9 protein-coding genes are annotated in these 13,880 nt (G+C 34.5%); 5 read left to right on the top strand and 4 right to left on the bottom strand.

Translation table 11 applies throughout. The features are described from left to right. Nucleotides 1-155: 155 nt before the first annotated feature. Both FLACHUCJ7_RS13305 and FLACHUCJ7_RS13300 read right to left on the bottom strand, forming a co-directional pair. The gene (locus FLACHUCJ7_RS13305) at nt 156-857 is read right to left on the bottom strand and encodes a LytR/AlgR family response regulator transcription factor (protein ID WP_031457489.1); all 702 of its coding nucleotides are present in this window, start codon (nt 855-857) and stop codon (nt 156-158) included. Further along, on the bottom strand, nt 847-1,896 hold the full coding sequence (locus FLACHUCJ7_RS13300; RefSeq protein ID WP_180909212.1) for a sensor histidine kinase: 1,050 nt from the start codon (nt 1,894-1,896) through the stop codon (nt 847-849). Before FLACHUCJ7_RS13300 ends, FLACHUCJ7_RS13305 begins: the two co-directional genes overlap by 11 nt. A 262-nt stretch (nt 1,897-2,158) precedes the next feature. Here FLACHUCJ7_RS13300 and FLACHUCJ7_RS13295 point away from each other — a divergent pair, with 262 nt between their 5' ends. The 5 genes from FLACHUCJ7_RS13295 (at nt 2,159) to FLACHUCJ7_RS13275 (ending at nt 12,411) form a co-directional block, all read left to right on the top strand. Then, a complete protein-coding gene (locus tag FLACHUCJ7_RS13295; RefSeq protein ID WP_180909211.1) occupies nt 2,159-5,350 on the top strand; it encodes a SusC/RagA family TonB-linked outer membrane protein in 3,192 nt (1,063 codons plus the stop codon). A 12-nt stretch (nt 5,351-5,362) separates the two neighbouring features. Then, nucleotides 5,363-6,895, top strand: coding sequence for a SusD/RagB family nutrient-binding outer membrane lipoprotein (locus FLACHUCJ7_RS13290; RefSeq protein WP_078228812.1), 1,533 nt, complete (start codon nt 5,363-5,365; stop codon nt 6,893-6,895). An 85-nt stretch (nt 6,896-6,980) separates the two neighbouring features. After that, on the top strand, nt 6,981-8,006 hold the full coding sequence (locus FLACHUCJ7_RS13285) for a glycosyl hydrolase family 18 protein (protein WP_180909210.1): 1,026 nt from the start codon (nt 6,981-6,983) through the stop codon (nt 8,004-8,006). Between the two features lie 252 nt (nt 8,007-8,258). Continuing rightward, nucleotides 8,259-10,196, top strand: coding sequence for a glucosamine-6-phosphate deaminase (gene nagB, locus FLACHUCJ7_RS13280; protein ID WP_180909209.1), 1,938 nt, complete (start codon nt 8,259-8,261; stop codon nt 10,194-10,196). A gap of 151 nt (nt 10,197-10,347) precedes the next feature. Beyond that, complete coding sequence (locus tag FLACHUCJ7_RS13275; protein ID WP_180909208.1) at nt 10,348-12,411, top strand: beta-N-acetylhexosaminidase; 2,064 nt, start codon at nt 10,348-10,350, stop codon at nt 12,409-12,411. A 281-nt stretch (nt 12,412-12,692) separates the two neighbouring features. Here FLACHUCJ7_RS13275 and FLACHUCJ7_RS25550 read toward each other — a convergent pair whose 3' ends face one another. Then, nucleotides 12,693-12,815, bottom strand: a complete 123-nt coding sequence (locus tag FLACHUCJ7_RS25550) for a hypothetical protein (RefSeq protein ID WP_262891025.1) — start codon at nt 12,813-12,815, stop codon at nt 12,693-12,695. Nucleotides 12,816-12,863: 48 nt separating this feature from the next. Beyond that, nucleotides 12,864-13,793: a hypothetical protein gene (locus FLACHUCJ7_RS13270; RefSeq protein ID WP_180909207.1), complete on the bottom strand. Its 930-nt coding sequence runs from the start codon at nt 13,791-13,793 to the stop codon at nt 12,864-12,866. Nucleotides 13,794-13,880: the final 87 nt, after the last annotated feature.

The raw sequence follows: 13,880 nt of genomic DNA, 5'->3' as shown, positions 1-13,880 counted from the left end.
TTTTATGTTTTTAGTGGTTTTGAAAGACGTAAATATATTTGTTACAATTATCAAAAAAAAATAAAAAATCATAAAAAAGGTAGAAATTATACAAACAACACAATTTATTCAACAATGTGTTATTATTTTAAGACTTACGATATCGATTAAGTAAATTATTCTAAAATTTTGTTCTTCACGTCTTTACTGTAATTTCTGCCAATAGGGATCGTATAAGTCATTATCTGAATTCTGTTTCCCTCAATAGACTTAACTTTGTTCAGGGCAATTACATATGATTTATGGATGCGTAAGAATTTATCTCCCGGAAGTTCTTCGGATAAGGAAGTAAGCGATTTATGAGTGATATAAGTTTTATCAGGAGTAACAATTTTAATATATTCTTTCATTCCTTCAACAAATAAAATTTCTTCAATATTAATCTTCATCATTTTTTTATCTACTTTGATAAAAATATGCGAATCGCCTTTCACGGTTTCTGTTCTAATATTATTTTTTAAATTATATTCGGTAGTGATTTTGTTAATACATTTAATGAATCGTGGCAATGGAATAGGTTTTACCAGATAATCTAACACATCCAGATCATAACTTTCTGCAGCAAATTCTCTAAAAGCGGTTGTAATAATAACTTTTGTTTTATTTTCGATCAGGCTGATTAATTCAAAACCAGTCATCATAGGCATGTTGATGTCAAGAAAAACGGCATCGACAGGAGTACTGTTTATAAAATCGAGTGCTTCTAAAGAATTATTGAATGCACCAATAACCTCAAAGTCTGGAAAATTTGTAAAGTAATTTTGTAAAACTTTAATAGCTAAAGGTTCATCATCGATTAACAAGCATTTAATCTTCATTATGAATAGGTGTTTGCAAACTTATTATATAGTAATTGAGTTTTGTTTTGTATTGAAGGCTAAAATTATTTCTGTAAATTAATTTCAGTCTTTTCTTGGTATTGACTAATCCAATACCGCTTTTAGGGTCATTTTTTTGTGAAATTACAAAATTATTAAGGATTTCAAAGTGCAGCTTATTGCCAACGACTTTGCAGTTTATTTTAATTTTAAGGTTCTTGTTTTGCAGTCCACCGTGTTTAAAGGCATTTTCGACCAATGAAATATAAATTAAAGGCGGAACTTTGATATCTTCAATGTCAGACTCCAGATTAATGGTTACTTCAACATTTTCAAAACGAAGTTTCTCTATTTCGATATAATTCTGGATATAGTCGATTTCTTTTATCAAAGGAACGAATTTGGTTCCTTTTACATCATACAATACATATTCCATCAGATTTGATAATTTAATGATCACATCCGGAACCTTGTCTGAAGATTCTAATGATAAAGCATATAAATTATTTAATGTATTGAAGAAAAAATGTGGCTGAATCTGATTCTCGAGATATTTAAGTTTGATTTTAAACTGATTTTCTCTCAACGACCTGTTTCTTTCCCTTTCGCGCAGCCAGGTCAAAGTAAGATAAACAGAGGATGCCATTGCAAGAACATACAACTCCCCAATGCAGACTGCAACGATATGGTTTATTTCGAAAGGATGATATTCACGATTTGCCTCGGGCCAGATATTTTCAGAAATGATATAATAGGTCAGAGCAGTTTTTAGTAAATAGACAGCAAAAAGACTCATCAATAATGCAATAGTATATTTGATGTACTGCTGTTTCAGGACATACCGGCGCACTAAAATAAAAAGGTTAAAATAAACTAAAGGAATGTGTAAGGAAAATTCAATCAGATTCGATTTAAATGAATATTCGTAATCATTGAAATAAGCACCCCATCTTAAAAAATTCAAAGTAAAGTAACTTCCCCAGAACCAGATATGATTTCGAAGTTTAATGTCGAAGTTTAATTTTTGAATTTCGCTCAACTTTAGTGATAGTTAGGGTTTAGAAGCAGTTTGTTTTAGTTGTGCAACTTTAAACAATTAGTTGGTAAAACGCAATTTTTTTGAATAAAAAATTATTATGATCGATTTTAGATGTGTTTTGTTGTAAATATAACGTTTTCGTAAAACGTATTATTGAATGTTTTATGTCGTTGGTTTAAAGTTTGGTGTAGTTTGTATAAATTATTTTTTTTAACAATACCTTAAGAATAAATTTACCCCATAACTAACAAAATAAATAAACATGAAAAAAAAATTATTAATCTTTATGATTGTTTTTACAGTGCAGGTTTCTCTTGCTCAGGTAAAAAATATCAAGGGTTTGATTACAGATTCTGATGGAATGCCATTACCAGGGGCATCTGTTGCTGTACAAGGTGGTCAAAAGGGAGCTACTACCGATTTTGACGGCTTGTACTCAATTGAAGTGCAAAGTGGACAAACATTGGTTTTTAGCTACGTAGGTCTGGAAACACAACAGATTGTTGTAGGAGATGCGGGTACAATTAATGTAAAAATGAAACTGGCTGCCTCAAATGCTTTAAATGAAGTAGTAGTTACTGCATTAGGTATTAAAAGACAAAAGAAAGAACTGGGCTATGCAGTTCAGGACCTTAAAGGAGATCAATTAAACAAAGTGATTACTACAAATGTTACGACAGCACTTTCAGGTAAGATTGCCGGAGTTGATGTTTCTATCCCGGCCACTGGTGTTGGGGGATCAACAAGAGTTATTATTAGAGGTATTTCAAGTATTGGCGAAAATAATCAGCCGCTTTATATTGTAGATGGTGTACCTATCGACAATACGGGATTATCAAACGACAGTGCCGCTACAAGTAAATGGTTTGACGGAAGAGATAACGGAGATGGGATTTCGAGTATTAATCCGAATAATATTGAAAGCTTAACGGTACTAAAAGGAGCTGCTGCTGCTGCATTATATGGATCCCGAGCTTTAAATGGTGTTATTTTGATTACAACCAAAAAAGGCAGCAAAGGAAAATTGCAGGTAGAACTTACAAGTGGTGTAAGTTTTGACAGGGTAGATGCTAAGTATGATGATTATCAGACAGAATATGGTTCCGGATCAAATGGTATTTTACCCGATCCTACAAAAGCACCTTCTGAATTATATGGTTATACTACAAATGCATGGGGACCTAAGTTTTCTCAGAGCGTTGGGCAGGAGATAAAAATATTTGACGGTTCGATGAAGCCTTATGCCAGAGTAGATAATAATATTCAGGATTTTTTTAAAACCGGGGTTACACTTACAAACGGAATCTCATTATCAGCAGGAAGTGACAATGCTTTTGTTCGTTTTGGTTATAATAACCTGACAAATGATGACGTGATTCCCGAATCTGGCTTAGAAAGAAATGATGCAAGTTTAAACGGAACTATAAAATCTGATAAATTTACTTTGGCAGCAAATGTAAATTATATGATTGAAAACACACAAAACAGGCCTGGATTAGGAGATTCTCCAAATAATGTTGGTTATTCATTAAGCGGATTAGCACCAAATATTGATCAGGCATGGCTGAAAAATTATAAAAACGAGGAAACAGGTCAAATTTACCCCTGGAATAATAATGTGTATCAGTTGAATCCCTATTTTACTACACAGGAAAATCACAATTCATCTGTAAAAAATCGTTTTATAGGAAATGTTACCGGAACTTATCAATTAAAAAACTGGGTAGCATTAACTTTTAGAACTGGTTTAGACAGCTACGCTTTCAGTTCTAAAGATTTTATGGAGGCAGGAAGCACATGGCCAGGAAGAGATGAAGGATATTTAGGATTGGATAATATCAATGTTTCAGAGATGAATACGGATGTTATTGCCACATTTAGTGATATAAAATTAGCTACAGATTTTACTTTCTCAGGAATTTTAGGTACAGGAAGAAGAGATTTTAAAAGGGAACAAAATTCAAGATTTGGTACTAAAATTATTGAGCCGGGTACAGAATATATCAGCAATTTTGTAAACCAGACAGAAAATGCTCCTGTTGTAACGAAAACCAGAACCAACTCAGTTTACGGTTCTGCAAAATTTGACTACAAAGGCTACTTGTATGCTGAGTTTACAGGAAGAAACGACTGGTTTAGTGTAATCAATGATAATGCTTTTTATCCTGCAGCTTCATTAGGGTTCATATTTTCTGATGCTTTTGGTATTCAGAATGATACATTTAGTTATGGAAAATTCAGAGCTTCATGGGCGCAGGTTTCAAATGCACCGGGAGCTTATAAAAATGCATTAAACTATACAACATTTTCATCTTATGACGGACAGAGTGTTGTTAATATTAAAAATTCGGCAGCGCCAAATGCTAATTTGACTTATCAATCTAAGACAGGTGTTGAGTTTGGGGTTGAAACAGCCTTTTTTAAAAACAGATTAAAAGCAGATATAACACTTTACCGTGAAGATACAGCTGACCAAACGCTTGATTTAGCTTCATCTGCAACATCAGGATACGAATTTCTTTCGGTAAACGCAGGACAATTACGAAATGAAGGTATTGAGGTTTTCTTATCAGGAACTCCAATTAAAACAGCTAATTTCGAATGGGGGATTGATTTGAACTTCTCAAAAAACAAAAACTCAATTATCTCTTTGCATCCAAATATTAATACGTATGCTATTTCTGAAGCTCGCTGGGCCGGAGCGGCTATTGTAGCTCAGGTTGGAGGTCAATATGGAACCATCATCGGAAAAGATTTTTTAAGAACGCCTTCGGGAGAAAAAATTGTAGATGCAAACGGAATGCCTTTGTTCACAGATTCTAAAGTAAATTTAGGAAAAGGACTTCCTGACTGGGCTGCCGGTTTAACTAATAGATTTTCTTATAAAGGAATAACACTTCAGTTTTTAATTGATATGAAGTTTGGAATGGATGTATATTCTATGACAAATTCATTAGCAGCACAAAAGGGGCTTTTAGATGTGACTACTGAGGGCAGAGATGCTTACAATGCAGCAAGAGCAGAGGCAGTAGCAAACGATCCTAATTTCAGTCAGGCCACATGGATTCCTACTGCGGGTTATGTAGCACAAGGTGTTGTAAATACCGGAACCGCTGCTAATCCTGTGTATGTAGAAAATACGAAACCTGTAAATCCTCAGGATTATTGGAATACCGTTTTCAACAATACACCAGCGCCTTTTATTTATGATGCTTCTTACGTGAAATTAAGAGAAGTAAGTTTAGGTTATACTATACCAAAGAGTGTTTTTAGCGGAGCAAAAATTAGCTCAATTTATGTGTCTGCATTCGCAAGAAATTTATTGACTTTTAATAAAGATTTGCCAAACGTTGACCCGGAATCTATGTATACCTCCGGAAATGGACAGGGATTTGAATATGGCTCACTGCCATTCAGACAATCGTATGGTTTTAATATTAAAGTAGCATTCTAAAAAAAAGAAATTATGAAATTTAAAAATATAATACTAGCCATAGTCATATTGTTTACTGCAGTTGGCTGTACCGAAAACTTTGAGGAACTGGAAAAAGATCCGGTTGCACTATCAGCAAATCCGGCAGGACAGCTAACATTTACCCAATTGTGTATGTCCGGTGACGGATACTATCAGTGGAGAGCAAACCTGATTTATTCAGGAGGATTTGTTCAGCATTATGCAGGTGCGTGGAATGTAACAGAATTTGGAAGTAAATTCAAGAAAAATGATGATTACGCAACAGCAATCTGGAGAAATGGTTATGCAAATGAATTGAAAAACGTTGTTGATATTCTGGAAAAAACCAGTAATAATCCGGCAATGGTTAACATGAATGCAGTCGCAAAAATCATGAAAGTAATGGTAGCACAGCGTTTAACAGACCTTTACGGAGATATTCCTTATTCTCAGGCAGGATTAGGATTTTCACAAGGAATTGTAACACCAAAATATGATACACAGGAAGAAGTTTATACTGCCTTTTTTAACCAATTGGAAGAAGCATATAACCAGTTAAATGCAGAAGGTGGAACGGTTAAAGGAGATTTGTTTTACAATGGTGATATTGCAAAATGGAAAAAACTGGCTAATACGTTAAGACTACGTTTAGCCATGAGGATTTCTGAAGTAAAACCGCAAGAAGCAGAAAAACAAGTGAAAGCAGCATTACAAAATGGTGTTTTCGAAAGCAATCTGGACAACTGTATCATGCGTCATCTGGATGCAACTTTTAGTGATAATCCTGCGGCTATAGATTTTAGAGGAAACGGTTTGGCATACGCTTTTGTAGGGAATGAAAACGGAGATCATTTTAGCTCATTAGTGATAGATTATTTGAGAGATAACGGAGATCCAAGATTAACTATGCTCGCAACTCCAAAAACAACATCTTCTATGGCCGGAAAAGCTGGTCAGCCTGTTCAGCCGGGAGAAAAATTATACGAAGGAGTACGTCCGGGGACTTTCAGATGGGATGCTCCGGGAGGTTCAACCGCTGCTTCGGGAATCCAGTCTTATTACAAGCAAAAAACAACACCTTATTTGCACGTAAGTTATTCAGAAACACAATTATTATTGGCAGAAGCTGCGTATAGAGGCTGGGTAACTGGTACTTCTGCTACTGAATATTACAAAAAAGGAGTTGAAGCCGGTATCAAACAATTGCTGATTTATGGTGTACCTGCAGCAAATCAGACAGATATTGATGCTTATTTAAATGCTAAACCTTTGGTTGCAGGAACAGAAAAAGAGCAAATTGCAACGCAGCTTTGGATTACCTATATCTTTAATAGTATTGAAGCCTATTCAAACTGGAGAAGAACAGGATTCCCGCATTTATTGCCAATAACAAATCCTGATTCTGAAACTGGTGGAGTTACTCCAAAACGTTTGTATTATCCAAATGATGAGATGCAGAAAAATGAAGTAAATTATTTAGAGGCATTGTCCAGAATGGGAGGAACGAATGACTGGCTGAATAAGGTTTGGTGGGATGTAAACTAAAAAAATAATCCCAAAATATAAAGTTATACCGAATGAGGTGTTATTTTTATTCTGATAAATTAAAAAACATTTTAAATTAAAAATAATGATAAAAAATAAAGCCTTATTCGGTATTCTTTTTTTTATTGGTTCACTTTTTTCATCTTACAGCTGTTCAAAAGAGAACGATACAGAGAATGATCATTCAAAAAATAAAACAGCCAGGGTTGTCGGCTATTTGTTTTCGGATAATTACAGTAAAATAAGTTCCATACAATTTTGTAAACTCACACATCTGAATCTGTCATTCGCAAATCCGGATAATAAAGGAAATTTAATTTTTGATGGCGACATTGATGCCGTTATTAAATATGTGAGAACTGTGAATCCGAATATCAAAATAAGTATTTCTATAGCCGGCGGAGTTATCTCTGCAGAGCAAGCAGCCAACTGGTCATTGCTTATTGATAAACCGGAAAACAGACCCGGTTTTATCAAAAAAATAATAGATTTTGTTGAAGTACATAAACTGGATGGTGTAGATGTAGATCTGGAATGGGATGCAGTCACGACAGGTTACAGCGGTTTTGTGATTGAATTGAAAAATACCATAAAAAGCAAAAACAAGCTTATTACAGCAGCATTGCCAAATAACACACGTTTTACGAATATAAGTAATGAGGCATTAAATGCTTTTGACTTTATCAATATTATGGCTTATGAGATGGCAGGTCCGTGGAAACCTGAAAAACCTGGACAGCACAGTTCTTTTAGCGATGCAAAACTGGGAATCGATTTTTGGAATAAACTGCAAAATGTTTCAAAAGAGAAGCTTACACTCGGGGTTCCTTTTTACGGATATAATTTCACAGATGCAACAGTTACCATTGCAACTTACGGACAAATGGTTGCAGCCGGAAAACAGTTTGCGGAGCAGGATGAATTGGGTAAAATTTATTATAACGGAATACCAACAATTGAGCAAAAAGTTCAACTTGCATCAGAAACCACAGGTGGTATCATGATTTGGGAAATTGCTCAGGACTCCTTTGATGAGTATTCTTTATTGGATGTAATTCATAAAAAATATACAAAACTGGGTTTTATCACGACTGATTTATGTGGTAACTAAAAAAGCCTGTAAAATAGACAAATCTTTGATGTAGTGAAGTTTTTTTATTGTACAAAACGTATTATTGACCAAATAGTGCTGTTCGTTTAAAACATTGAGCAGTTTGTATAAATAATTTTTTTGAAGAATGCTTTAAAAATAAATTTGCAGAAAGAATAAAAGTTAGATTGGTAAGCGCAGTAAGTATAAGTTATTTATTAGGTTACGTAAAATCTTACTTTTATAAGTAATATTATCAAAAAAAGAAAAAAAATGAAAAGTGCTTTAGAAATAAAACCTGATATCAGTTATAAAAGTGCAGGAAAATTTGAAGAAACAAGATTCGAAAAGATTCACAATGAAATCTTCAAAAGTTCAGCAGAAGCTTCAGTAATTGTAGCGCAGGAAATCGCACAATTAATCAGATCTAAACAAGAAAAAAATAAAACATGTGTATTAGGTTTGGCAACAGGTTCTTCTCCTATAAGAGTATATGAGGAACTGGTGAGAATGCATAGGGAAGAAGGACTAAGTTTTAGCAATGTAATCACTTTCAATCTTGATGAATATTATCCAATGACAAAAGAGAACAATCAGAGCTATCATTATTTCATGCACCAGCATCTTTTTAATCATATTGATATTGATCCTGAGAATGTTAATGTTCCCAATGGTACAATTGCAATTGATGAATTAAATCAATATTGTATCGATTATGAAATGAATATTAAAAGAGCCGGAGGTCTTGATTTTCAGTTATTAGGTATCGGTCGTACGGGACACGTAGGTTTCAACGAACCGGGGTCGCATATTAACTCCGGAACCAGAATCATTACACTGGATCATATTACAAGAGTAGATGCTTCGTCTGATTTTAATGGTATTGACAACGTTCCTAAGCGTGCGATTACGATGGGAGTTTCGACCATTATGAGATCTAAGCGAATTGTATTGATGGCCTGGGGACAAAATAAAGCAGATATCATCAAGAGAACCATTCAGGGTGATATCAGTTCTGAAGTTCCTGCCACATTTTTACAAAATCATCCTAATGCTACTTTCGTTTTAGACCAGTCTGCAGCGGTAGAATTGACGCGTTTCAAAACGCCTTGGTTAGTTGGAGAATGTATCTGGACACAGGAATTAAAAAGCAAAGCGATTGTCTGGTTGTGTCAAAAAACAAAACAATCGATTTTAAAATTGACAGACCGTGATTACAACAATAACGGAATGTCGGATCTTTTGGCACAGGAAGGTTCTGCTTATGATTTGAATATCAATATGTTCAATGTATTACAGCACACCATTACCGGATGGCCGGGCGGAAAGCCAAATACCGATGATTCAAATCGTCCAGAAAGAGCCAATCCTGCAAAAAAACGAGTAATCCTTTTCAGTCCGCATCCTGATGATGATGTGATTTCGATGGGAGGAACTTTTTCAAAACTAATCAAACAGGGACACGATGTACATGTAGTCTATCAAACCTCTGGAAATATTGCGGTTACTGATGATGAAGCACTAAAATTTGCTGAGGTATGTAACGATTTTGTAGGCGATGCTGATCCAAAAATAAATTTCAAATCAGTAATTGAATTTCTGAATAACAAATCAGAAGATCAGGTAGATTCTTTGGAAGTCCGAAAATTAAAAGGGTTAATCAGAAGAAGAGAATCGTATGCAGCCACAAGATATATTGGTCTGAAAGATGAAAACACACACTTTTTAGATCTTCCTTTTTATGAAACCGGGCAGGTAAAGAAAAATCCGCTGGGTCCTGAAGATATTGCTATTGTGAAGGATATTATTGCCAAAATAAAACCGCATCAGGTATTTGCTGCAGGAGATTTGGCGGATCCGCACGGAACACACGAGGTTTGCCTAAACGCCATATTTGCAGCCTTAAAACAATTAAAATCAGAATCCTACATGGATGATTGCTGGTTATGGCTGTACAGAGGTGCATGGCACGAATGGGACATTCACGAAATTGATATGGCTGTTCCGCTTTCTCCGTCTGAAGTATTACTGAAGCGTCATGCGATTTTATATCACCAGTCTCAAAAAGACAGGGTTATGTTTCAGGGGAATGATTCAAGAGAGTTTTGGGTTAGGGCAGAAGACCGAAACAAAAATACAGCAGTGCTGTACGACGAATTAGGTCTGGCAGAATATGAAGCTATTGAAGCTTTCAAACGCTTTGATTACTAAGATTATTTTTAGGATTTGATTTATAGCGAATCAAATTACCAAATTCAGATTGATTTCATACTGATAGTGAGGATCAATAGAGAGATCATTCTGGATTTTTTATCTATTTATTAATGTTGTCTCAGGATAACCATTTTTCAAGCGTCATAAAATGAAATATATACTAATCCTACTATTAGCAGGTTTAACTTCTAGTGCTCAGATTAAAAAAGAGCAGCTAAATCTTATGCCCTGGCCGCAAAATGTTGTTTTAAATGACGGAAGTTTTACTTTGAGTAAAAATTTTAAAGTAAATATTACCGGCAATCCAAATCCGAGAATTTTTGGAGGGGTAACCCGTTTTTTACGCCGCTTAGATGGCAGAACAGGTCTTTTTTTCGGACAGGATTTTGTTACAAAACTAAATGAAGTTCCAACAGCAGAACTTCAGATTAATTGTACCAAAAGCGGTAAAATTGGTTTGTATGAAGACGAAAGTTATCATTTAGATATCAAACAAAACAAAATCACAATAGAAGCAACCACTGATTTGGGTGCTTTGCATGGGCTTGAAACGTTACTGCAGCTGCTGCAGAATATTAATAAATCATTTTATTTTCCGAATTCACAAATTTCAGATTTTCCAAGGTTTACATGGAGAGGTTTGATGATTGATGCTTCAAGACATTTTCAGCCGGTAGACGTGATCAAAAGAAATCTTGACGGATTGGCTGCTATGAAAATGAATGTTTTTCACTGGCATTTAGTAGATGATCATGGCTGGAGAATCGAAATGAAAAAACATCCAAAACTAATTGAATTGGCTTCGGATGGAATGTATTACACACAGGAAGAAATTAAAAATATCGTAAAATATGCTGACGAGCGCGGTATATTGATCGTTCCAGAAATTGATGTTCCAGGTCACGGAACTGCAATATTGACGGCTTATCCTGAAATAGGAAGCAAAGTGATCGCATTAAAAGGCGGAGCAGAAAAAAATATTCAGGGAACAGCAATTACAACCTATACAGTCGAAAGAAACGCAGGTATTTTTACGCCAACATTAGATCCCACAAATCCAAAAACATATCAATTGTTAAGCGAAATATTTGATGAGGTCTGCCCATTGTTTCCAGGAGATTATTTTCACATTGGAGGAGATGAAAATGAAGGGAAAGACTGGGATGCCAATCCTAAAATTCAGGAATTTAAAAAGAAAAATAAATTAGCAACAAATCACGAATTACAAACATATTTCACCATGCAGTTGGCTCCGATGCTAAAAAAACACGGTAAACAGCTGATGGGCTGGGAAGAAATTTTAACCAAAAATCTTTCAAAAGAAGCAATCGTTCATTCCTGGAGAGGTCCAAATGAAGGTGTTTTGCCAGGCCAGTCTTTAGCGGAAGCAGTAAAAAAAGGATACAAAACAGTATTGTCAAACGGATATTATATCGATTTGATGTATCCAATTGAAAGTCATTATCTAACTGATCCAATGCCGAAAGGAGTTGAGTTAACAGTAGAAGAAAAAGCAAGAATTTTAGGTGGAGAAGCTCCAATGTGGACAGAATTAGCAACACCGGAAACAATTGATTCCAGAATTTGGCCAAGAACGGCTGCAATTGCAGAAAGACTCTGGTCAGCCGAAAATATTACTGATGTTGCCGATATGCGCAGACGTCTTGAAACCGTTTCGTTCCGATTAGAAGAACTTGGTCTGACACACATTCGTAACAAAGACATGATTTTAAGAAATATTGCAAACAACCAAAATGTAAATTCCCTTAATGAATTCTCAAATGTCTGTGAACCATTAAAAGGATATACAAGAAATAAGGACGGAACCGAATATCAAACGTATTCTCCGTTCACACTTTTTGCAGATGCCTGCACACCTGATGCAAAAGATGCTTTAGCTTTTGATGATGCTGTAAAACAATATTTGGCAAATAAAACCCCGGAGAATAAAGTAAAAGTCACAACATTTTTAAACAAATGGATTACCAACAATAAAGAGTTAATCGTTTTGAGTGCCAATGCGCCTTTGGTACATCCAATTTTGCCATTGTCGAAAAAATTAAGCGATGCATCACAGCAATTACTGCTTCTGTTAGATAATAAATCAGGTTTAAAACCAGCCGATTTAAAAAGCCTGATAGAGCAATGCAATACAAAAGATCACGCCGATGTTGAGCTTGCAGTTTATACAAGCTTTAAAAAGTTGATATAAAGTTTGAGTTAGTAATGTAGTTTAAGTTTAATGATTATTTAATTGGTTTTATCTCTGCCGGAAAACCTAATCTGGCAGAGATTATTTTAACCAAATGGGGTGTATTGAATGTTTTAAAAAGAAATAGAAATAAAATGTTGGGACGGTTAAATTTGAGTTTGGTTATTTATTTTTTAATCTAAGTTTTATTTCAAATAATGTGTCAGTTTTGGGTAATTTGTTATTTGGTTTTTACCTGAAAAAGAACATTGTAAACCTGGCAATTCGTTATCAGGTTTTTTTTACGCTCTAAAATTAAATGAATATTTTTCAGGAGCTGTTTCCTGCTCTCCTCTTAATCTTTTGTGGCGAACCCCACCACAAAAGGATAACGCTTCGATCAGGGCTAGGGCGCTAGGTTTCATAGGTGTACTTTAAAAATTCTTGAATTTGCCAGACATTATAAAAGAAATTCAATTGTCAATTTTTAGGCTTAATTTTCTATTTATCCATTTATCGACAAGAATTTTATATTCAACATATTCTGAATAATCTTTGTGATTAACTAAATCTATTAAAGTGACATAGAATTTTTTGCCGTCTTTTGATACTTTGAAGTTTTTGAAATCATCGTAATAATGGGAACCTCTAAGATAATTGTCGCACAATTCGAATGTTTTTATTTTGTAAAAGGGATCAAATTCTGTTGGTTTTTCTATAATCTCGAAATAGATTGTTTTACCATCACAGTTGTAGCCATTTATTTGGATGATTTCTTGTTTTCGTTTTTCAAAAAAAGCTAGAATTTCTTTTTCCTTATCGTTGTATTCAAATTGATACGGAATGAACTCATGCTTTTCTGTTTCAAAATCTTTGGGATGATTTCGTTTGTTAGTTGGTTGTATTTCAATTCCGTTTTTGCCAACAAACCCCCAGGTTCCACCAACTAAAGGAGCATGCTCTTCATCTTTTGAATAATCAAAATAGCAGCCATTACAAAATTGAGCAAAGCCAAAGTTTATAGATGACAGCCAATCGTATTTTGCCGGAATAATTTTTTCTCCCCAGTCATTAAATAAGCCTACTTTTTTATTTTCTTCGTAACGAATAAATCCTTCTTCAAAACTGTCAGGTCCTTCGCCAGTGAGATATGGTCCAAATAAAAATTTTCCATTTCGATCATAATATCTCATGAAATCGACCATAAAAATCTTGCTTTTTATTTCGCGGCCATTCTCATAAGGGCCTGCGCTTAATGAAAGTTTTGCCGGAACAATGATTTTTCCATTTTGATTTTTAACTCCCAACAAACTATCTTTTTCAACAAAATAATAAAGTCTTTCTGTTTGGGAAAATCCAATAAAGCAGCATTGAAGTACAATTAAAGTAAATAGATTTCTCATTATTAAATGATTTTTGAAAGTGAAAACGAAATTTTAGCAGGTGTTATTCTTATCAAAAATACTAATAAAGTCTTTAGATATTTGAGT

Source organism: Flavobacterium salmonis (assembly GCF_903819435.1).
Taxonomy (GTDB): domain Bacteria; phylum Bacteroidota; class Bacteroidia; order Flavobacteriales; family Flavobacteriaceae; genus Flavobacterium; species Flavobacterium chungangense.
This window is presented reverse-complemented; position numbering and strand designations above follow the sequence as displayed.

Bases quoted from the DNA above. Each gene is read 5' to 3' on its own strand.
- FLACHUCJ7_RS13270 (WP_180909207.1), bottom strand. From the start codon at position 13,793: ATGAGAAATCTATTTACTTTAATTGTACTTCAATGCTGCTTTATTGGA.
- FLACHUCJ7_RS13295 (WP_180909211.1), top strand. From the start codon at position 2,159: ATGAAAAAAAAATTATTAATCTTTATGATTGTTTTTACAGTGCAGGTT.
- FLACHUCJ7_RS13285 (WP_180909210.1), top strand. From the start codon at position 6,981: ATGATAAAAAATAAAGCCTTATTCGGTATTCTTTTTTTTATTGGTTCA.
- nagB (WP_180909209.1), top strand. From the start codon at position 8,259: ATGAAAAGTGCTTTAGAAATAAAACCTGATATCAGTTATAAAAGTGCA.
- FLACHUCJ7_RS13275 (WP_180909208.1), top strand. From the start codon at position 10,348: ATGAAATATATACTAATCCTACTATTAGCAGGTTTAACTTCTAGTGCT.
- FLACHUCJ7_RS13305 (WP_031457489.1), bottom strand. From the start codon at position 857: ATGAAGATTAAATGCTTGTTAATCGATGATGAACCTTTAGCTATTAAA.
- FLACHUCJ7_RS13290 (WP_078228812.1), top strand. From the start codon at position 5,363: ATGAAATTTAAAAATATAATACTAGCCATAGTCATATTGTTTACTGCA.
- FLACHUCJ7_RS25550 (WP_262891025.1), bottom strand. From the start codon at position 12,815: ATGAAACCTAGCGCCCTAGCCCTGATCGAAGCGTTATCCTTTTGTGGT.